Origin of the sequence: Xanthomonas sp. NCPPB 3582 (assembly GCF_041475735.2) — a bacterium.
Lineage (GTDB): Bacteria > Pseudomonadota > Gammaproteobacteria > Xanthomonadales > Xanthomonadaceae > Xanthomonas > Xanthomonas codiaei.
On record NZ_CM192968.1, the window covers coordinates 3611484 to 3631307 of the forward strand.

The 19824-nt window shown below is 66.7% G+C and carries 15 protein-coding genes; 3 read left to right on the top strand and 12 right to left on the bottom strand.

Features of this window, described 5'->3' with window-relative positions:
• The first annotated feature begins 120 nt into the window (after window positions 1-120).
• The gene (locus tag ACCQ05_RS15210) at window positions 121-1770 is read left to right on the top strand and encodes a glycoside hydrolase family 43 protein (RefSeq protein ID WP_372394114.1); all 1650 of its coding nucleotides are present in this window, start codon (window positions 121-123) and stop codon (window positions 1768-1770) included.
• A gap of 460 nt (window positions 1771-2230) precedes the next feature.
• Here ACCQ05_RS15210 and ACCQ05_RS15215 read toward each other — a convergent pair whose 3' ends face one another.
• From ACCQ05_RS15215 to ACCQ05_RS15240, 6 genes are read right to left on the bottom strand one after another with little or no spacing between them, the layout of a single operon-like run.
• Window positions 2231-4186: a PAS domain-containing hybrid sensor histidine kinase/response regulator gene (locus ACCQ05_RS15215; RefSeq protein ID WP_372391263.1), complete on the bottom strand. Its 1956-nt coding sequence runs from the start codon at window positions 4184-4186 to the stop codon at window positions 2231-2233.
• On the bottom strand, window positions 4176-5051 hold the full coding sequence (locus ACCQ05_RS15220; RefSeq protein ID WP_104539571.1) for a sensor histidine kinase: 876 nt from the start codon (window positions 5049-5051) through the stop codon (window positions 4176-4178). The genes ACCQ05_RS15215 and ACCQ05_RS15220 overlap by 11 nt, the downstream gene beginning before the upstream one ends.
• Window positions 5048-6058, bottom strand: coding sequence for an ATP-binding protein (locus ACCQ05_RS15225; protein WP_372391265.1), 1011 nt, complete (start codon window positions 6056-6058; stop codon window positions 5048-5050). The genes ACCQ05_RS15220 and ACCQ05_RS15225 overlap by 4 nt, the downstream gene beginning before the upstream one ends.
• Window positions 6049-6444 (bottom strand): ATP-binding protein, encoded by a 396-nt coding sequence (locus ACCQ05_RS15230; RefSeq protein ID WP_228962550.1) that lies wholly within the window; start codon window positions 6442-6444, stop codon window positions 6049-6051. Before ACCQ05_RS15230 ends, ACCQ05_RS15225 begins: the two co-directional genes overlap by 10 nt.
• Entirely contained in the window at window positions 6441-6803 is a 363-nt protein-coding gene (locus ACCQ05_RS15235) for an STAS domain-containing protein (protein WP_064509613.1), read from the bottom strand. The genes ACCQ05_RS15230 and ACCQ05_RS15235 overlap by 4 nt, the downstream gene beginning before the upstream one ends.
• Window position 6804: 1 nt before the next feature.
• Window positions 6805-7647, bottom strand: a complete 843-nt coding sequence (locus ACCQ05_RS15240) for an STAS domain-containing protein (protein ID WP_104539569.1) — start codon at window positions 7645-7647, stop codon at window positions 6805-6807.
• 686 nt (window positions 7648-8333) lie between these two features.
• Between ACCQ05_RS15240 and ACCQ05_RS15245 the strand changes: the two genes are divergently transcribed.
• Window positions 8334-9434 (top strand): NADH:flavin oxidoreductase/NADH oxidase, encoded by a 1101-nt coding sequence (locus tag ACCQ05_RS15245; RefSeq protein WP_372391268.1) that lies wholly within the window; start codon window positions 8334-8336, stop codon window positions 9432-9434.
• Window positions 9435-9650: 216 nt separating this feature from the next.
• Here ACCQ05_RS15245 and ACCQ05_RS15250 read toward each other — a convergent pair whose 3' ends face one another.
• From ACCQ05_RS15250 to ACCQ05_RS15265, 4 genes are all read right to left on the bottom strand, one after another.
• Window positions 9651-11975, bottom strand: a complete 2325-nt coding sequence (locus ACCQ05_RS15250; protein WP_372391270.1) for a tetratricopeptide repeat protein — start codon at window positions 11973-11975, stop codon at window positions 9651-9653.
• Window positions 11976-11996: 21 nt separating this feature from the next.
• Window positions 11997-13865, bottom strand: a complete 1869-nt coding sequence (locus ACCQ05_RS15255; RefSeq protein ID WP_372391272.1) for an ATP-binding protein — start codon at window positions 13863-13865, stop codon at window positions 11997-11999.
• Between the two features lie 208 nt (window positions 13866-14073).
• Complete coding sequence (locus tag ACCQ05_RS15260; protein WP_372394116.1) at window positions 14074-15429, bottom strand: helix-turn-helix transcriptional regulator; 1356 nt, start codon at window positions 15427-15429, stop codon at window positions 14074-14076.
• A 281-nt stretch (window positions 15430-15710) separates the two neighbouring features.
• A complete protein-coding gene (locus ACCQ05_RS15265) occupies window positions 15711-15914 on the bottom strand; it encodes a hypothetical protein (RefSeq protein WP_372391274.1) in 204 nt (67 codons plus the stop codon).
• A gap of 436 nt (window positions 15915-16350) precedes the next feature.
• Here ACCQ05_RS15265 and ACCQ05_RS15270 point away from each other — a divergent pair, with 436 nt between their 5' ends.
• Window positions 16351-17139, top strand: coding sequence for a winged helix-turn-helix transcriptional regulator (locus ACCQ05_RS15270; protein WP_104539697.1), 789 nt, complete (start codon window positions 16351-16353; stop codon window positions 17137-17139).
• Between the two features lie 446 nt (window positions 17140-17585).
• Here the strand turns inward: ACCQ05_RS15270 and ACCQ05_RS15275 are convergent, their stop codons facing one another.
• The gene (locus ACCQ05_RS15275; RefSeq protein WP_228964683.1) at window positions 17586-17969 is read right to left on the bottom strand and encodes a DUF805 domain-containing protein; all 384 of its coding nucleotides are present in this window, start codon (window positions 17967-17969) and stop codon (window positions 17586-17588) included.
• 230 nt (window positions 17970-18199) lie between these two features.
• Entirely contained in the window at window positions 18200-19591 is a 1392-nt protein-coding gene (gene radA, locus ACCQ05_RS15280) for a DNA repair protein RadA (protein WP_104539562.1), read from the bottom strand.
• Between the last annotated feature and the right edge of the window lie 233 nt (window positions 19592-19824).

A 19824-nucleotide genomic window follows, 5' to 3' on the forward strand; every position in this document is an offset into this window, starting at 1 on the left:
ATGCTGGTGTGCCATGGCGCATCGTCGCCACCAGCCCTGCCACGAAGTGGCATGCTGCCGTGGGGCTGGCGCCGGGCCAGCGCGACGATTGGGGAAGCGGTCTTGAAACGCATCGGATGGATGTTGGGGATGCTGGCCAGCGTGAGCTGCCAGCTGGCATATGCCGGCAGCGCGCTGGTCACCCGCGTGGACTACCAGGGCGATGACGGCGGGCCGCTGCCCACCGAAGCCCAGTACCGCAACCCGGTGCTGGCCGGCTTTTATCCCGACCCGTCTGCGATCCGGGTCGGCGATGACTTCTACCTGGTCAACTCCACGTTCGGCTACTTTCCAGGCCTGCCGGTGTTCAAGAGCAGCGACTTGGTGCACTGGACCCAGATCGGCAATGCGATCGATCGGCCGGACCAGATCGATTACGGCCGCGACGAACTGACCCGCGGCCTGTTCGCCGCCAGCATCAGCCACCACGACGGCACCTTCTACATCGCCAACACCTGTTTCTATTGCGATGGCGGCAACTTCCTGATCACCGCCAAGGACCCGGCCGGGCCCTGGTCGGATCCGGTGTGGCTGGATGCCAAGGGCATCGACCCGTCGCTGTTCTTCGACGACGACGGCAGCGCCTGGCTGGTCCACAACGACGTGCCTGCGGGCAAGATGCGGTACGAAGGACACCGTGCGATCTGGCTGCAGCAGCTGGATCTGGCCAGCATGAAGTTGGTCGGCACGCGCCAGATGATCCGGGATTCCGGCTTCCAGCCGGCCACCAATCCCGAACACATCGAGGGCCCCCACCTGTTCCGCCACAAGGGCTACTACTACCTGACCGCGGCCGAAGGCGGCACCGGCGAACAGCACGCACAGATGATCTACCGCAGCCGCAAGATCAACGGCCCGTACCAAGCCTGGAGCGGCAACCCGGTGCTCACCCAGCGCGATCTGGATCCCGGCCGCAGTGCGCCGATCACCTCGACCGGGCACGCACAGTTCGTCGAGCTGAAGGACGGCTCGTGGTGGGCGGTGTTCCTGGCCACCCGCCCCTACCGGGGCAACCAGTACAACCTGGGCCGCGAAACCTTCCTGCTGCCTGTGACCTGGCGCGACGGCTGGCCGGTGGTGCTGCCGCACGGGAGCGCCGTGCCGGCGGTGACCACGCGCCCGACGCTGCCGAAGGGCACGCAGACCATCCCCACCAGCGGCCCGATGCAGTGGAGCGAGCGCTTCCAGACGGCGCGGGTTCCGATGCAGTGGATGACCTTCCACCCGCCGGTGCAACCCTGGTACGTGCCTGGACCACAGGGCCTGCGCATTACGCCATCGAAAGTGGCCTTGGGCGATATCGGCCGCGGCCAGCCGGCGTATCTGGGTCACCGCCTGCAGCATCATCACGCTACCCTGCTGGCACAGGTGGATGGCAGTGCCCTGGCATCCGGCGAACAGGCCGGCCTGGCGGTGGTCGCCAAGGAAAGCCACTTCCTGGCAGCGATGCTGGTACGCGACGACGCCGGCACCTCGGTGGTGCTGTATCGCCGTGCGGGCGTGCAGGATCCGGCCATCGGCAGCGTGCTGGCACGTGCACCACTTTCCGATGCCACGCAACCGGTGCAGCTGCGCTTCACGCTGGATGGGGCGCGGGTGCGCGTGGACTATGCCGTGGGCGCCGGCCAGTGGCAGACCTTGCTCGAGCAGGGCGATGCCAGCATCCTCAGTACCGACACCGCCGGCGGTTTCCTGGGTGCCACGTTCGGTCCGTACGCGTATGCGCGCTGAGTGCAGCCGCGCTACGGATGCGAGTCTTGCGGCTGGGGGCTGACGCGCGCGATTGGGGATTGGGGATTGGATCAGCGATCAGGATGATCGCAAACCGGCCGTGCCGGTGTGCCCCGAGAAATGCGATGCGCTCGCAACGTACACGTGCGAGCGCATCGCCCCGCGCGGCGGCGACCTTGGCCACACCCGCGGCGCGAAACCACGCCGCTGTAGCGCGCCTCTCCACGCACGACCTCGCACCGCGTGCACACAGGAAACACCCTCAGCAGGCGTCACGCGGCATCTCACGCCCGCTGATGATCGAAGCCTCACGCACCACCGATGCCGAAGCACGCATCGCCTTCCAGCGCCACTGCCGCGCACCGCGCCAAGCGCCACCCTCTCGCGCCTGTGCCACGCGTCCGGCCTGGCGGTTGCAGCCGATCGCAGCTGCCATCGCTGCGGCCAGGCGCGCCGGCCGCTACGCGCGCGCCAGCGCGCTGCTGTCGAGCATCTGGCCGACGGTATTGAGCAGGTCGTTGAGGCTGAAGGGCTTGGGCAACAGGGCCATGCCCTCGGCCAGGAACTCCTGCCGGGTGATCGCGTTCTCTGCGTAGCCGGTGATGAACAGGATCGGCAGGCCAGGCCGCAGCACCCGCGCCAGGTCGGCCATGTCGCGCCCGTTCATGCCCGGCAGGCCGACATCCGACACCACCAGATCGATCGGCACCTCGGTGCGCAGATGGGTCAGCGCGCCGTTGGCATCCTCGGCTTCGAGCACCAGATAGCCGGCGTCGGTGAGTACCTCGCTCACCATCATGCGCACCACGTCGGTGTCGTCCACCAGCAGGATGCGCGCATTGTGCGTGCGCGGCGTGCTCGGTGCCGGCGGCGGTGGCAGCTCGCTGGCGGTCAGCCCGCGCGGCAGCAGCAGCGTCACCGTGGTGCCCTCGCCCACCTGGCTGGAGATGCGCGCGGTGCCACAGGACTGGCGCGCAAACCCGTAGGTCATCGACAGCCCCAGGCCGGTGCCTTCGCCGATGGGCTTGGTGGTGAAGAACGGCTCGAACACCTGGTTGAGGATGGCCGGTGCGATCCCGCTGCCATTGTCGATCACCTTCACCGCCACGTACTCGCCGTCGTCCAGCTCCGGGTCGTCGTGCGCGGTATGCGCGGTGGTCTGCACGCGGATGCTGCCCTGGCCCTGCAACGCATCGCGGGCGTTGATCACCAGGTTGAGCACCACGTTTTCCAGCTGGTTGGCATCGGCCACCGCCACCAGCGTCGCGTCGGCCAGTTCCAGTTCCAGCACGATGTTTTCGCCGATCGAGCGGCGCAGCATGTCTTCCAGCGAACGCACGCGCAGGTTCACGTCGAAGGGCTGGGCATCCAGCGATTGCTTGCGCGCGAAGGCGAGCATGCGCTGGGTCAGCGCTGCGGCACGATGCGCCGAACCGGTGGCGACTTCGGCCAGCCGTGGCACCCGCTCGATGCGGTTGGATTCCACTGCCAGCTGGATCATGTCCAGGCCGGAGATGATGCTGGTCAGCAGGTTGTTGAAGTCGTGCGCGATGCCGCCGGTGAGCTTGCCCAGCGCTTCCATCTTCTGCGCCTGCAGCAGCTGGATTTCGGTGCGTTGGCGCTCGGCGATCTGGTGCGCCAGTTCGGTGGTGGCAGTGTCCAGTTCCTGGCGCTGCTCGCGCTCGCGCAGGCGCTGCTCGGTCACGTCCTCGACCATCAGCAGGCCCAGATCCGGCTCGCGATATGGCGACACCCGCCATTCGGTTTCGCGTGCACGGCCATCGCGCAGCAAGGTCAGAGCGCCGCTCCAGCGTTCGCGTTGCCGCAGCGCGGTGGTCAGCGCCTGCACGGTCGCGGACTGGTCCAGCCCAGCGGCCTGGATCGCCTCGGCCGGGCTGGCGCTGCCGATCAGGCGTTGGAATGCCGCATTGACCTCATGCGTATGCAGCTGCGCATCGACCACCGCTATCGGTGCGCCGATGTGTTCGAAGATCTCGCGAAAACGCGCCTCGCTGGCCCGCAGCTCCTCTTCGGCATGGCGCGCGCGCAGCAAGGTACGCAGCGTGGCGACCAGCACGTTCGGGTCCACCGGATGGATCATGTACGCGTCGGCGCCGGCATCGAGCCCGGTGATCATGTCGCCGGTGGCGATCGAGGCGGCCGAGACGTGCACCACCGGCAGCAACGCGGTGCGCGGCTCGGCGCGCAGCGTGCGCACGATGTCGAAACCGCTCATGTCCGGCAGGTTGACATCCAGCACTACCGCCGCGAACGACTGCGCGGCCAGCTTGGCCAGGCCATCGGTGCCGGTGCCGGCTTCCTCGACCACGAAGCGGTGGTGCTCCAGCACGCGCCGCACCGAATAGCGCGTCACCGCATTGTCGTCCACGACCAGGATGTGGTGCTTACTGCCCAAGTGCCTTCTCCGCTGCCAGCGTCACCGGCAGCACCACGAAAAATTCCGACCCCTGCCCCACCACGCTGTTGATGCCGACCCGTCCGCCCAGCAGCTCGGCGAAGCGCTTGCAGATCGACAGGCCCAGCCCGGTGCCGGTCAGGCGCTTCTGCAACGGCGAGTCCACCTGTACAAAATCCTCGAACAAGGCCTCGTGAAGCTCCGGTGCGATGCCGATGCCGGTGTCCTGCACGCTGAAGCGCACATGGTGCTCGTCTTCCAGCTGCGCCAGCACGCGCACATGGCCTTGCGGGGTGAACTTGAGCGCGTTGGAAATGAAGTTGCGCAGGATCTGCGCCAGCTTCTTGTCGTCGGTGTACAGCATCGGCAGCACCGGCGGATCTTCGAAGATCAAGGTGGTGCTGCCCACATCGGTAAGCGGGCGGAACATGCCGCGCAAGGCGGCGAACAGGTCCATCAGGTCGAACCAGCCCGGCGAGATGGTGATGCGCCCGGCCTCGATCTTGGCCAGGTCCAGCAAATCGTCCACCATCTCGCTCAGTTCGCGCGTGGAGGCGCTGACAAAGCGCACCTGCTTGAGCTGCTCGTCGTTGAGCGGCCCGTCCATGCCGTCCTCCAGCAACCGGGTGATGCTCAGGATCGAGCCTAGCGGGGTGCGGAACTCATGGCTCATGTACGACAGGAAGCGGCTCTTGAGCTCGGACACATCGCGCAGCTGCTCGGCCTGCTGGTCGAGCTCGGCGTACAGCGCGAGCACGCCCTGGTTGGTTTCTTCCAGCTCCTCGCGCAGGGCCTGGTTCTGCTGGCGCAGGGTCTCCAGTTCGGCCAGCGGATCGCTGGCCGGTGCCGCATCGGGTGGGTTCATTGCAGGCCTCCCAGGCGCATGACGAAGACGCAGGCATCGTCGCGGCCGCGCGCGTAATCGCGCGCCAGCACCGCGGCAACGATGCGTGGATGGCGCGACAGCACGCCTGGATGATCGCGCAGGTTCCAGCGCGATTGCAGGCCGTCGCTGTGCATCACCAGCAGCTTGCCGGCGGCCTGTGGAAAGTCGAAGGATTGCGCCTTGCGAAACTGCACGCCGACGATGCCCGGATGCGACGGCATGCCGCGCACGCCGTCGCCATCGCACAGCGTCGCGGCGATGTTGCCCACCCCGGCAAAGCGCACCCGGCCGGTTTCACCGTCGAACTGCATCACCGCCGCGGCGCCTCCACGGGTGCCGGACATGGCGACATGCAACCGTGCAAGACGCGCGCCGGGCTCACCGCTGGCCACCGCGGCGGCGCGCGCACCCGCATCGGCGGCATCGGCCGCGCCCGCTCCGTGGCCCAGGCCATCGATCACGGTGGCGGTGAGGCACTGCGCATCGACGTCCAAGTGCCAGGCGTCGCCGCAGACGGTTTCGCTGTGCAACGGCAGGCGGATCGCACCATAGGGCAGGTCTGCCGCCGTCTCCTGCGTGGCGTATACCCGCGCCAGTACCACCGCACCGGTCGCATCCGAATAGGCATCCAGCAACGCGGCATGCCGCTGCACGGTGCCCAGTCCGTTACCGGGCGTGCTGCCGGTGGAATAGCCATCGGGCAGGCAGTCGGCAAGGACGAAGCCGGGGCCGTGATCGAGCGAGCACAATTCCACGCCAGGGCCATCGCGGCCGGCCACGCTGCACAACTGCATCTGCCCGCCACCGCCGTGGTTGAGCAGGTTGGTGCACAGCTCGGTGGCCACCAGCGCCACACGTCCGCAGGCGTCCTCGTCGAATCCGCAGGCCTGGGCCAGCGCCACCGCGTCGCGGCGTACCTGCCCCACCTGGGTGGACTCTTCGACGCGGATCACCTGGGTGAGCGCACCGGCGACATTCACTTCCATTTGGTGATGGTGATGCGGGTGCCCTTGCCGGCTGCACTATCGAGCACGAAATCGTCCACCAGCCGCCGGCTGCCGGACAGGCCCAGCCCCAGCCCGCTGCCCGAGGTCCAGCCATCGGTGAGCGCAAGGTCCAGGTCGGCAATGCCCGGGCCTTCGTCGCGGAAGGTCAGCTGCACGCCCTTGCGAATGCCGCTATCCACCAGCGCCCAGTCCATGTCGCCGCCGCCACCGTAGATCACGGTATTGCGCGCCAGTTCGCTGGCCGCGGTGACCAGCTTGGTCTGGTCGACCAGCCGCAGCCCGCATTGCACCACCAGCTTGCGCACGGTCTGCCGTGCCAGCACCACGTCCTGTTCGGTGCGGACCGGTTGCGAACCGGCGCTCATGACTGCGGGTCGGGTTGTTGCAGCAGGCGCATGCCGCGCTCGACATCGAGCGCCGTGCGCACCGATGGCAGGGTCAGCCCCAGTTCGACCAGGGTGATCGCCACCGCCGGCTGCATGCCCACCACCACGGTCCGCGCGCCCATCAGCGCGGCCAGACCGGAAATGGTGCTGATCATGCGGCCGATGAACGAATCGACGATGTCCAGCGCGGAGATATCGATCAGCACGCCGCGCGCGGAAGTGGCGCTGATCTTTTCCGACAGGTCTTCCTGCAGCTGCAGCGCCAGCTGATCGTGCATGTCCACCTGGATGGTGACCAGCAACAGGTGGCCCATGCGCAGGATCGGGATGCGTTCCATGTCAGTCTGCCTTGCTCACGGTCAGACCGGTGCGCTTGAGCGCCAGCGCCAGCGCATCGGCCAGGTTGGCCTTGGTCACGATGCCCTGCAGGTCCAGCCCCAGGTGCACGATGGTCTGGGCGATCTGCGGGCGCACGCCACTGATGATGGCATCGGCGCCCATCAGACGGATCGCGGTGACGGTCTTGAGCAGGTGCTGCGCCACCAGGGTGTCCACGGTGGGCACGCCGGTGATATCGATGATGGCGATCTCCGAACCGGTATCGACGATACGCTGCAACAGCGACTCCATCACCACCTGGGTGCGCTGCGAATCCAGCGTACCGATCATCGGCAGCGCCAGCACGCCTTCCCATAGCTTCACCACCGGCGTGGACAGCTCCAGCATCTCTTCCTGCTGGCGCACGATGATGTCTTCGCGGGTCTTCTGAAACGTCCTGACGGTGTACAGGCCCAGGCGGTCGAGCAGTTCGGACAGGGCCCACAGCTGCTGGCCCAGTTCGTCCGGATCACTGGCGTATTCGCGCTGGACCAGCGTAAACAGCACGCGCTTGAGCGAGAAGATGAAGTTGGCGGTTTCCTGCGAATCGAAGCCGCGCGTGGCGCGGTCGCGTGAGAGGGTCTCCAGGAAGCGGCGGACCTCGCTCCATTCGGCGCTGTCCAGGCTGCTGCCATCCTCCTTCAACGCCGCCACCAGCAGACTCAGGAATTGTGCGCTCTGGGTTTCCAGCTCCTGCCGGGAAAGGCGCGCATCGTTGCCAACGCCGGATGCGAGCCAGGCGGCCAACAAGGCCGGCTCCTGGCTACGAATCACGTCGATCGAGCGCTGCTGCAGTGCCACCATGAGATCACCCGCCAAATAAAGTAAAGAGAGGCTGGGCATGCGGGCTGGACTGCGCCCGGATCGACGCGGCGCCCCCACGCCGAAGCGCAGCAGAGTAAAGCAATTCAGTTTCTGCAACCAGCGACCCAACCTGTCGCGGTCAGCGGCGCTGGCCTGGGCAGTTTGACATTGCCGCGACGGCGGCGAACGTGCGCCGGCCCACGCCTGCGGACAAGCGCCACATCGGCCGCCCTGGACGCCCGTCAGCGATCGGGCGTATGCAGGCGGCGGGCTATGCAGGCGCTGGAAACGCACCGCACCCGGCTGGCTCCAGGGCACGCTCCGCGTCGGGGGCACCTCGCAAGACCAGGGTTCTGGCCGGCCCATTACCGTGCGAGCGTCCGGCCTCGAAAGATGGCCAGGCCGCTGTCTGGTGCCACCAGCTTGCAGATGCGTGCCGGCGCAGTGGCGCCGGTGGCGTGGCCGCCCACGCCGCATGTGGTGCACCCGGTGCGGCGTCGATCGGCATTGCGGCGACACAGCGTTGCAACGGCCGCCGTCCGCCCGCAGCAACCCTCTGCGCAGGCATGGTGTGGCCGGGCGCGCAGTCGGCAGCGGCTGCAACGCGGTGTGCCAATGGCGCGGGTGTCGCGCGGCCGCACGACATGGTCTGATCGCGCCCTCGCTCTCTCAGACCAAAGTCCCCCATGTCATCGTTGTTTTCGCCGTACCAGCTGAAGGATGTCACGCTCCGCAATCGCATCGCGATTCCTCCCATGTGCCAGTACACCGCCGTTAACGGCCTGAGCAACGACTGGCATCAGGTGCACTACGCCGCACTGGCGCGCGGCGGCGCCGGGCTGGTGATCGTGGAGGCGACCGGCGTCTCGCCGGAAGGACGCATCACCCCGGGATGCCTTGGCCTGTGGAACGACGCGCAGGCCGAAGGGCTGGCGCGCATCGCCGCCTCCATCCGCGCCGCCGGCGCGGTGCCGGGCATCCAGATCGGCCATGCCGGGCGCAAGGCCAGTGCCAACCGTCCCTGGGAAGGCGACGACCATATTGCTGCCGACGATGCGCGCGGCTGGGACACCGTGTCGCCATCGGCACTCGCCTTCGGTGGCGGCCTGTCCAAGCTGCCGCGCGAAATGACGCAGGACGATATCGCCCGCGTGCGTGGCGATTTTGTCGCCGCCGCGCAGCGTGCACGCGATGCCGGCTTTCAGTGGCTGGAACTGCACTTCGCGCACGGCTATCTGGCGCAGAGCTTCTTCTCGGTGCACGCCAATCTGCGCCAGGACCGCTATGGCGGCGATGCCGACGGCCGCGCGCGCTTCCTGCTGGAGACGCTGCAGGCGGTGCGTGCGGTCTGGCCCGAACATCTGCCGCTCACCGCCCGCTTCGGCGTCATCGAATTCGACGGCCGCGACGAGCAAACGCTGGCCGAAGCGATCGACCTGACGCGCGCATTCAAGCGCAGCGGCCTGGACCTGTTGAATGTCAGCATCGGCTTCAGCACGCCGACTGCGCAGATTCCCTGGGGCCCTGCGCTGCTGGCCCCAATCGCCGCGCAGGTAAGCCGCGAGGCGCAGCTGCCGGTGGCCTCGTCCTGGAATATCGACGCCCCGCACGAAGCCAACCGCGTGGTCGCCGACGGTCAGATGGAACTGGTGATGGTCGGCCGCGCGCATCTGGCCAACCCGCATTGGCCCTATCAGGCCGCACTGGCACTGGGCGAAGAACGTCCGTCCTGGCAACTGCCGGCGTCGTATGCGCACTGGCTGGAGCGCTACGGCGCACGTCACTGATGGCAAGGCCGGCAGGGTTGCCGCTCGCTGCGGCAACCCTGGGCAAGGCCAACGCGTTGCAGCACTGGCCGGAACAGCGCACGGCGGCGCCAAACCGGCGGCGAAGGCGTGGCCACGCAGTGCGGGCTGGCGACAACGTCAGTCCGCCACCTTAGACGCTTCGATCGCACGTCACCGCCCTGGCCGCTCGAGCTGCACGCGTCCCCGGAGCACGGTTTACAACCCGTAACGCTCCACCGCGTCCAGATGCGGGCGTGGATCCTGGTCGCAGGCCTCGGCCAGCCGCAGCCAGCACATCGGGTGCGACCAGCGCGAGGTGGTGCAGCGCAGGACGCGGTGCAACTCCTGCGGCGAAACGTTTTCCGGAAGCGCCACGGTGAACAGCACCCCCGGCAGGCCCGAGGTCGCATCGTCCGGGTCGAAGGCGTCCGGCCGATCCGGATCCATGACACGGTAGTCGCCGCGACTGTGCACCCACATCTTCCAGCCGCGCGATTCCATGTCCGCGCGCATCGCCTCGATGACCTCGTCGCCCGGATGCACGCCATCCACCAGCCAGCTACTGCCGTAGCCACCGGTCTCCAGCACATGCACCTGCGCATAGGTGGGCACGAAACGCTCGCGTTCGGCCTCGTCCTCCGGCGCCGGATACAGCAGCTCGGCATCGAACACCACCCAGTCACCGACATGCTGGCGCCGGTGCGCAGGCGCATTCTCGATGATGCGCGCGGTCACCGGGCCGGTGCGGCGTGCGTAATAGTCGGCCGCCTCGCCATCGTCCACGCAACGCACGATCACCCAGCCCCAGTCTTCCTCGACAACCCCGCTGGTGCTGCTCAGTTCCATGCCGATCGCCGCTGCCGAGGCACGCACCGCATCCCAATCCTGCGCGGCGCTGGCGGCGGTCATATGGTCCCAGTGCGCCGAGCGTGGCTCGTCCATCACCGCGATCAAGTGACGGTAGACCTCGGCAGCCTCGGCAAAACGTCCGGTGTCCAGATACATGCGCGCCAACAATCCGCGCGCGCCATGCGAGCCGGGCGACAGCTCCAGCAAGGCCGTGCACGCCTGTTCCAGCGCCGGCCAGTCGGCCAGCCGCTGGGCCAGTTGCGCCTCGCACCACAGCGCGGCTACCGGCACCTGCGGGCGATACAGCTGCGCCAGCTTGCGCACCCCGGCGTCGTCGCCGCGGCCCAGCAGCAGATTCATCAGCCGGAAGGTCGGGCTGGTTTCGCGGTCGGCGTGCCGCTGCACGAAGTCCCACAGCAACATGATCGCCTGCTCGTCCGCCGCGCAGGCGATCAAGGCCGACGCCGCGGTATCGACCAGCTCCGCATCGTCGGGCCGCTCGGCCACGGCCTGCAGCAACCGCTGCGCCTCCCGCTCGGGATTGCGCACCGCCTCCTGGCCCTGCGCGTTCAACCACTCCAGCAGCTGATCGGCCGGCACCGGTGCCGCCTCGCCGGTGGCAGCCGGCTCGACACGGGCGGCCCAACGGTCCAGTGCCTGCGTGGCACCGCGGTCCTGCCGCAACTTGGGCAGGTGCGCACGGGCGAGCGCCAGATGCCGGCGTGCCGTCCACACCGCACCGCGTTGCAGGGCAAGATCGATCGCAAGTTCCGCCGCCTCGATCAGGATGCGATGCGCACCGACCTGCGCGTAATGATCGAGCATCAGCTGCACGCGGCTGCCCAGGTCCCAGGTATTGCGCTCGGGCGCACGCGTCACCAGCACCGCCACCGCGCGCAACCAGTGCAGGCGGTAGCGCGGCGCCACCTCGCGCCAGGGCAGCAAGGCGTCCAGGGCCTCGTCGTCGCGATTGAGCATTGCCAGCGCGCGCGCCTTCTGCAGACGACGCGGCTGACTGCAATTGGCCCACTCCGCACCCTCGCGCGCCGCCTCGCGCTCACGTTGTTCGATCAATACCAGCGCCTGCTCGGCGCGTCCCAGCGACAGCAGGATCGAGATCCGCATGTCCGGCACGCCGTCGTAGATCTGACCACCGTGGGCAACGATGGTCTGCGACTGCTGGTCCAGATAGCTCAGCGCCGCATCTCCACGCCCGTCGTCGAGCAGGGCATCGGCTTTTTCGCAGCTCAGGCACTGGTAGCACGACCAGCTCGGGTCGATGCGGCCCAAGGTTTCGTCGCAGACCTCGATGCGTTCTTGCACCCAGCCCGGGCCATCGATGTTGGCATAGCACGCCGCCAGATCCTGGGTGACGCAGACCGATTGCGGGCATTCCACCGCATCGGCGCGGTGCGCCCGCTCGAACAGCGCCACCGCATCGCCGAGCGCGCGTTCTCCCTCGCACAGGTTACCGACCCGGTTGCGCATCTCCCAATGGCCGACGAACACTTCCAGCCACGGATTGGCCAGCGTCTTGCCCAGCGCACGCGCCTCGGGCAGCAAGGCTTCGGCACGTTCGATCTGCAGATCGCAAATATGGTCGGTCAGGCGCGTCAGCAGCTGCGCGTTCTGCGGCTGCCCGGCTTCGCCCAGGTCGTCCTGCAGTTTTTCCACCCAGTTCCAGATTTCCATCGCACGTCCTTCGGTGCGCGCTCAGCGCGCCAGCAGTTGACTCACGGCCGCGGCAAGATCGCCGAAGGCCTTGTTGAGATCGGGCCCGCCCGACTCGGGGCCCCCTGGCTGCGGCGGCGCACGCCCCTGCGCTGCCACGATCACCTTCAGTGAGCGCAGCAAGCGCGCAGCGATGGCGGCCTGCGGATTGCCATCGCGCTGGGCGGCCAGCAAGGCCTGCAGCGCCGGATTGTCCAGATTGAGATACAGCCGCTGGGTCTGCCGCGCCTCGATGCGCGCGGTGAACTGCCGCGCCAGCCGCAACGCGGCCGTCGACACCCGCTTGTCGTTTTCGTCCTGTTCCAGCCGGCGCTTGAGCTCTGCCTCGCGATCGGGCACCACCACCAGCGGCAATTCCGCAGGACTGAAACGTGCCGGCACCAGCGCTTCGCCATCGCCCAGGTGCTGCTCCAGCCATGCCAGTTCATCGGCCGGCAGGCGATCCAGATGGAACAACTGACGGTTGCCGTGCTCGGTTCCCAGCTCGACCAGGCGCACCCCCTTGGCCTGCGCCCAACGGCGCAGGAACGGCACCACCGCATAGCGGTTGCCATAGGCCACCGGCACGCCCATGGCGCGGAACAGCATCTCTTCGAAGCCGCTGTCGCTGTCCAGGATCACGTGCACGGCGCCACGCGCCGGCAATTGCTGCGCCGGCAGGTCACCCTGCGAGGTCGGCACCCGCACATGTTCCAGCAGCAACTCGAACAGGCGCTCGTCGCACAGTGCAGCGCCCAGCAAGGCCTCGTTATGCCGCAGCAGGATGCGACGCCATGCCTCCGGCTGCTGCCGCGCCACATCCGCCAGCCCCTGCACCAGGGCCTCGGACAGCGCATGCTGCACCGAGCTGTAGACCGCATCGCGCTGCAGGTCCTCGCGGCTTGCCGTCGGCGTCAGGCGATTGGATTCGATCACCCCGCCAATGAAACCGGCCCACGGCGGCAGCAATTCGCGCGCGTTGTCGTCCAGCAACATGCCGCGCAGGAACACCGACAGATTGCGGTTATCGCTGGTGCCGTAGGTGGCACCGTCCTGCACCCACAGCAGGCCCACCGCGTCGCTCCCCTCGTCCGCACGGACCGGCATGCAGCACAACGGCTCGAAGTTGCGCTCGAAGCGCGCAGCGAACTCGCGCTGCCGGCGCCAGGCCTGCACCGGATGCAGCGGCACCGCATCGTGCGTGCGCCACGGCGGCGGCTCGGGATTGATCGGCTGCATGTTGGCACCGACCCAGATCGGCTCGCGCAACAAGGCGCAATAGCGCGCCAGGATCTCGTGCAGGCGTCCGTCCTGTGCCAATGCCAGGTATTGGTCGTGCAACTCCAGCACCACCTCGGTACCCACCTGCCCACGCGCGGGTATCGGGCTCACCGTGTATTGCTCGGCATTGCTGGAGATGTAGCAATGGCCCAGGGTCGGCGTCTGGTAGGAGGTGGTGCGCACGGTGACACGGCGTGCCAGCACGAAGGCCGACAGGAAGCCCAGCCCGAACATGCCGATCAGCCCGCTGTCTTCGTGCCCGCCCTGGCGTAGCCCGCGGGTATAGCCCACGCCCACGGTAGCCAGGTAATCATGGATTTCCTGCTGGGTGAGCCCGGCACCCGTATCGACGATGCGCACGATTCCTTGCGCCGGATCGGCCTGCACGTGGATGCGCGATTCACCCTGCCACTGCGGCTGTTCCAGCCGGCGCCGCAGGATCGAGTCGTGCGCGTTCTGCACCAGCTCGCGTAACGCGACCACCGGCGTGGAATACAGATGCTTGCTCAGAACCGACATCAATCCATTGAGGTCGACGCCGGCACGGCGGATCTGTGAGGCGTCCGTCGCCTCGGAGATGGGATCTTGCATGATCGTCGTCGTTTCCCTGGCGGCCACGCCCGTCCTCGGACGCGCCTCCTGCGTGGCAGTGCGAGCCGGCAAGGATAGCCGCAAGCCATCGTGCACGCACGTCTCACCTGGGCTCCTGCCCTCGCCTGCGTACCAACGACGGCGCCTGCACGGGATGCAGGAAACGATGCGCACGGCCAGGCGCTGCCGCCCGGCCGTGCGCGGCCGGCTAGCGTTGCAGGGTCTCCATCGGCGCTTCATTGAAATGCTGGCGATACCCCTTGGCGAGCGCTGAACGACTGCCAACGCCCCAACGGCTGGCCGCCTGCAGCACGCTGCCGCAACCGCCATCGGCCAGCAGCTCGTCGCGGATGCTCTGCATGCGATAGCGCCGCAGGACCTGGGTCGGCGACAGCCCGGTGGCCGACTTGAATGCCTGCTGCAATGCCCGCCCGGTCACCCCGATCTGCGCGGCCACTTCGTTGATCGACAGGTCCGAGCGGTGCGCATTGGCGATCATGTAGCTGTAGGCACGGCGGTACTTGGCCGGCAGGCGCGCGGAGATGTCGTCGCTGACATGCGCCGGCGTGCCGCTTTCGAGCAGGCGCGGCGCCTGCACTTCGCTGCGCAGGCATTGCACCGCACCCAGCGCGTAGCGGTTGTACAGCAGCAAGGCCTGTTCGGTGCGCCCCAGCGCCTGGCTGATCTTGGCCTGGCAATACTCGAACTCCAGATTCCAGCGCGGCGCGTGATGCCGGCCGGCACCGGCCAGGGCGCGCTCGGCCAGGTCGGCTCGGCCTACCGCCAGGGCGGCCAGCGCCAATTCCACCTGCGCGTCCTGCCGCGCGCATGGGGGGAACCCGTTGGCTGCAGCCGGCAGGGCGTCGATCTGTGCATCGAACCCGAAGGTGTCGCCACCGGCGATCCGCAGCAGGTTGCGAACATGCCGCAGCCGCTGCGCGAGCACCGGCATGCTTTCGGACAGATCGGCGATGCAGGCCCGCAGCTCGCTCGGTTCGAAGGCATGCGCGGCGTCTTCCTGGCGCAGCGTGGCCTGCCAGAACACGTGGTCGCTCATGCGGTCGGCGCGGCGGATACGCAATTGCGCGATCATGTCCAGACGCAGCGCCGTGACGATCCGCAGCCAGTCGGATGCACCGCTTTCCAGTTCGGACAGCACTTCGTGGGCACGCTCTAGCGTCTGCAGGGCCAGGCTGCTCTGGCCAAGATGGAAATGCGTCAGCGCCTTGCCGAGCAAGCCTTCGCCACCCAGACAGGCCGGCGTATCGCGGTCCATCGCAAGCTGCGCAAAGCAGTTCAACGCGGCGCTCAGCCGGCGCTGGCTCAGCATCAGCCAGGCGGTATTGCGACACGACAGCAGTCGCAGCTGGCGCTGATGCCCACGCATCGCCTTCAAGGCATGCCGATAAGCGTCTTCGGCTTCTTCTTGATACTCCAGGATCAACAACGCATCGCCGCTGGCACCGAGCAGGCTGACTTCATCGTCGGTTCCTTCGGGCGTTCCCTGGCCGTCACGGCGTTGTTGAAGATGTTGCAGACCTTGCGGCCAGGCACCAACCAGCATCCTGCTTGTATAGGTAGGAAGACGATCTGCGTACGACAACGCGGAGATCGCTGCGAAGTAGGTGGAAAGGATCATGCCGGGCTCTCTCGTAGGGGGATGAGCAAAAGACAACATCGCGCCGGTCTCGCTGGCGCAAACGATTGTATGCAGGGGATCCAATGGAATTTCTCACCCGGAAGCGCTGCAAAAATCAAAAAATCTCACTCTGTCTTCCTGCACGTCGGCCACGCGTTTTTGACTATGCCCAATTCCTTCGCGCGCGCCGACGCCGATGTCTAGCGCTAGACATCGCCCACCATTCGAGCGGGTATTGAATAAGGAGCAGTGCGCGCCGCTGCGCGGTGTTCGTACAACGTCTGCCAACGCGCCGCTTCGGCGCGGATTTCGCCGCGTTGGTGCTCCGGCTGCGTGGTGCGGTCAGTGCCGATCGCGGAACACGACGACGACACCGTCGGCTCCGGATCGAGGCAAGAGAATTTCTTCATGCGGGCGATCAGCTATTCCATAGAGGCGACAAGATCATCCGAATCGCAATACGTTGGTCTAGACCTCTATCCGCCAATCCGGCTTCGCTCGATCCTCGCTCCGAAACTGGAGCCGTCATCCGAAAAGCCTCGATAGATACTGAAATCCCTTATTCCCGTTCGGCCCATGCCCTGGCCGTAAGAGCTGTTGCACGCGTAGATGAGCGTAGGTTAAAGCGCACCTACTCAAACCCGAAGAAAAGTGCGCAGCAGTGAAACTTTCTGCCTTCGGAATGGTACATACCATTCGTCCGACCTCGGTCCGACACCCCCCTTGGCAGCCGGATGGTTTGGCGATGCACCTTTCTATAGATGTGGGTTTCACGTTGACGCCTGCGGTCCGTCGCCGGCATCCCACGCACGACTGGTACGTGTGCCGCCACGGGAAGGCTGGCTGATGCACGGCAACCCTCCCCTCGGTAAGCAAGGATCGGCTTTCCTGTTGACGCAGGACGCGCGTCTGGCCTCGCAGGTCAATGCGAGCCTTGCTCCGTTGGGTCCACAGATCGCGGTGTTTTCCGACGAACTCGAGCTGCTGCGTTCCCTGCGGCATTCGCCCTGTGAGCTACTGATCTTCGATGCGACCTGTGTTGCCTCGGACGATAGCTCGGTGCTGGCCTGGCAGCGCTGCCATAGCGGCCACCCCACTCCATTGATCGTGCTTGGACGCTTCGACAGTCCCAACGAGATCCTGGCCTGGTATCGTGCCGGCGCCCAGGAAGTGCTAGCGCTCCCATTCAATTCCCACGAGTTGCAGGTTCGCTCGGCCCTGGCCATCTCGCCAGTGGCCCATACCTGCCAGGAATCGCAACATCTCAGCGTCGGCCCGTATCACCTGATCCGCGAAGAAAACACCGTCTACCTGCACGGCAAGCCGATCGTGCTCACAGCACGGGAATTTTCGATCGCCTGGCTGCTGTTCTCCAGCCCCGGCGTCTGTTTCCGCCGCTGCCAGTTGGCCAAGGCCGTCTGGGGCAGCCATACCGAATTCACCGACCGCACGATGGAACAGCACATCTACAAGCTGCGCAAGAAGTTGCAGCTGTGCAACAACAGCGGGGCGGTCCGCATCAGGACCGTGTATTCGCACGGCTACAAGCTGGAACTCGCCTCGCAGGACAAGGACCCGCTGATGCCGGGCAAGAGCAATAGCCCAAGTTCTGCCCATCACTCGGCCGCCTGCTAGCGAAGCGTTCACCACCAGGCAAGGGCCATGCGTCGACGCCTGCTTGCCATCTGCACTGAGCGGCGACGTAGAAATCTGGTGTGCCTACGTTCGGAGCCAACGCGGCTGCGGGGCATCCGGATCGCACGAGGCCGATCACAACTGACAGCGACGAACTCGCCTGTACGGTCTCGCCATCGCGCTGGCGAAGAATCGTTCCAGCTGCAATCCGCTACGCAACGGCGCCAGGCCGCTGCAGAACCGGCGTGCTGCGCCTCAAGATGTGTTACTGCGCGGCACTCGACAAACAGCTGCAACGCAGGAAACTGCAGCAGTGCCATCGACCGTGCGCCAGCCCGATGGGGTTGCATTGCATCGCACCCGCTGTCGCCAGCCATCGCATAAACGATAATGGCGCAGGGAATCCCCGCGCCATTGCTTGAATCAAACTCGGTATGTAGCGCCGATTACTTCGGGCTCTCGCCATATTGGTTCGGGCCCGGCGTTCCCTCCAGGCACATGAAGACCAGCACGATAAGGCCGCCGACGTAGGGCACGAAGCTGATCAGATAGTACCAGCCGGACTTGTTCTGATCGTGCAGGCGGCGAACCGTCACTGCGATGCTCGGAACGATCAGCGCCAGCACGACAATACCGATCACCGCACCCACCAACCATGCCAGCGGACCGGGGCCGCTATCGTTTCCCATCACCGCTGCTGCGATGGCAAACAGGGTGCCCAACACGGCCAGGACGATCACCTGCAACAGCATGAACATCCAGTATTCCTTGCGACGCGAGCGACCTTGAAAGTCGGCATAGCGCTTGAGCGGCAACAACATCCATTCCATCGTGATTCTCCAGTTCGAGCAGTCAGCGGTCTTTGTGATCCGGTGCACAGTGCAACGGGCCGCGCATGGTGCCATAGCCGCTACCTGGTGAAAACGGTTTCTTCATATCCAAATGCAGCTGCGAGCGACCAGCCGACAAACGGTCGCGGGCACTGGGCCGGGCGCCCGGCTATGCCAGGCACGACCTGCCTGGTGACATCCGCGGCTCGCCTCGCCGATCGGCGACGCTCCTAGTCCGCCGCCGCTTCCAGCGCCTGGCTCAGCCGCTCCACCGCGATGATCTCCATGCCCTTGATGCTGGCCGTCTTCGGCGCATTGGCCCTGGGCACGATCGCGCGCTTGAAACCGTGGGTAGCGGCCTCCTTCAAGCGGTCCTCGCCATTGGGCACCGGGCGAATTTCACCGGACAGCCCCACTTCGCCGAAGGCGATGGTCTTCTCGGACAATGGCCGGTCGCGCAACGAGGACAGCACCGCCAGCAGCACCGGCAGGTCGGCTGCGGTCTCCTGCACGCGAATGCCGCCGACCACGTTGACGAACACGTCCTGGTCGCCGACCACGATGCCGCCATGCCGATGCAGCACCGCCAGCAGCATCGCCAGCCGGTTCTGCTCCAGCCCCACCGCCACCCGGCGAGGATTGGACAATGGCGAGGCATCCACCAGCGCCTGCACCTCCACCATCAACGGCCGGGTGCCTTCGCGGGTCACCATCACGCAACTGCCCGGCTGCTGGGTGCTGCCTCCGGACAGGAAGATCGCCGAAGGATTGGAGACCTCCTTGAGCCCCTTCTCGCCCATCGCGAACACGCCCAGCTCGTTGACCGCGCCGAAGCGGTTCTTGAACGCACGCAGCAGGCGGAACCGGCTCCCGCTCTCGCCTTCGAAGTACAGCACCGCATCGACCATGTGTTCGAGCACACGCGGACCGGCGATGCCGCCCTCCTTGGTGACATGGCCCACCAGGAACACCGCCGTGCCGGTTTCCTTGGCGAACCGAACCAGCCGCGCCGCGCTCTCGCGCACCTGGCTCACCGACCCCGGCGCTGCAGTCAGCGATTCGGTCCACAGCGTCTGCACCGAATCGGCCACGATCAGCTTCGGCCGCGCCACGCTTGCATGCTGAAGGATGTGTTCGATGCCGGTTTCGGCCAGCGCATTCAAGCCTTCCAGCGGCAGATCCAGGCGCACCGCGCGCCCGGCCACCTGGGCCAGCGACTCTTCGCCAGTGACATAGAGCACCGGCAGCGCGCCCGCCATGCTGGCCAGCGCCTGCAACAGCAGGGTCGACTTGCCGATGCCGGGGTCGCCGCCGATCAACACAACCGCCCCTTCGACCAGGCCGCCGCCCAACACCCGGTCGAACTCGCCGATGCCGGTGGACACGCGCGCCTGCTCGGTCTGCTGCACATCCTTGAGCGCCATGATTTTGGGCGCTTCGGCCTTGCCGGCCCACCCACTACGCCGCGACGCCGCCGGCGAGGCCTTGCCGCCAGGGGCCGCACTTTCCAGCACGATTTCGCTGAGCGTATTCCACACCCCGCACTCAGTGCATTGCCCCTGCCACTTGGTGTATTCGGCGCCGCACTCGCCGCAGACATAGGCCGTCTTCGCCTTCGCCATTTCGCTGTTGCCTGTTTCCGGAAGCTGCCAGCATAGTGGCTGGCCGTCTCAAAAGACGCGATCGCGTCGCCGTGCACAAGCGTAATGCCTGCCTGCGCCGCCACGCGCAGCACCTGCAGCGCGTCGGAGATTGGCCATCGCCGCGCAGGCGGTTCGCTGACACCACAGACCAGCGCCACGCGAACCCGCGCACTGCATGTCCGCACTCAAGCACGTGGGCGGCCTCGTGAAGC

What these genes read in the sequence shown, in the direction of transcription:
- ACCQ05_RS15245 (WP_372391268.1), top strand. Translation starts at nt 8,334, where the DNA reads ATGTCATCGTTGTTTTCGCCGTACCAGCTGAAGGATGTCACGCTCCGC.
- ACCQ05_RS15250 (WP_372391270.1), bottom strand. Translation starts at nt 11,975, where the DNA reads ATGGAAATCTGGAACTGGGTGGAAAAACTGCAGGACGACCTGGGCGAA.
- ACCQ05_RS15265 (WP_372391274.1), bottom strand. Translation starts at nt 15,914, where the DNA reads ATGAAGAAATTCTCTTGCCTCGATCCGGAGCCGACGGTGTCGTCGTCG.
- radA (WP_104539562.1), bottom strand. Translation starts at nt 19,591, where the DNA reads ATGGCGAAGGCGAAGACGGCCTATGTCTGCGGCGAGTGCGGCGCCGAA.
- ACCQ05_RS15240 (WP_104539569.1), bottom strand. Translation starts at nt 7,647, where the DNA reads ATGGTGGCACTGCAGCAGCGCTCGATCGACGTGATTCGTAGCCAGGAG.
- ACCQ05_RS15235 (WP_064509613.1), bottom strand. Translation starts at nt 6,803, where the DNA reads ATGGAACGCATCCCGATCCTGCGCATGGGCCACCTGTTGCTGGTCACC.
- ACCQ05_RS15270 (WP_104539697.1), top strand. Translation starts at nt 16,351, where the DNA reads ATGCACGGCAACCCTCCCCTCGGTAAGCAAGGATCGGCTTTCCTGTTG.
- ACCQ05_RS15260 (WP_372394116.1), bottom strand. Translation starts at nt 15,429, where the DNA reads ATGCTGGTTGGTGCCTGGCCGCAAGGTCTGCAACATCTTCAACAACGC.
- ACCQ05_RS15255 (WP_372391272.1), bottom strand. Translation starts at nt 13,865, where the DNA reads ATGCAAGATCCCATCTCCGAGGCGACGGACGCCTCACAGATCCGCCGT.
- ACCQ05_RS15230 (WP_228962550.1), bottom strand. Translation starts at nt 6,444, where the DNA reads ATGAGCGCCGGTTCGCAACCGGTCCGCACCGAACAGGACGTGGTGCTG.
- ACCQ05_RS15210 (WP_372394114.1), top strand. Translation starts at nt 121, where the DNA reads ATGTTGGGGATGCTGGCCAGCGTGAGCTGCCAGCTGGCATATGCCGGC.
- ACCQ05_RS15225 (WP_372391265.1), bottom strand. Translation starts at nt 6,058, where the DNA reads ATGGAAGTGAATGTCGCCGGTGCGCTCACCCAGGTGATCCGCGTCGAA.
- ACCQ05_RS15275 (WP_228964683.1), bottom strand. Translation starts at nt 17,969, where the DNA reads ATGGAATGGATGTTGTTGCCGCTCAAGCGCTATGCCGACTTTCAAGGT.
- ACCQ05_RS15220 (WP_104539571.1), bottom strand. Translation starts at nt 5,051, where the DNA reads ATGAACCCACCCGATGCGGCACCGGCCAGCGATCCGCTGGCCGAACTG.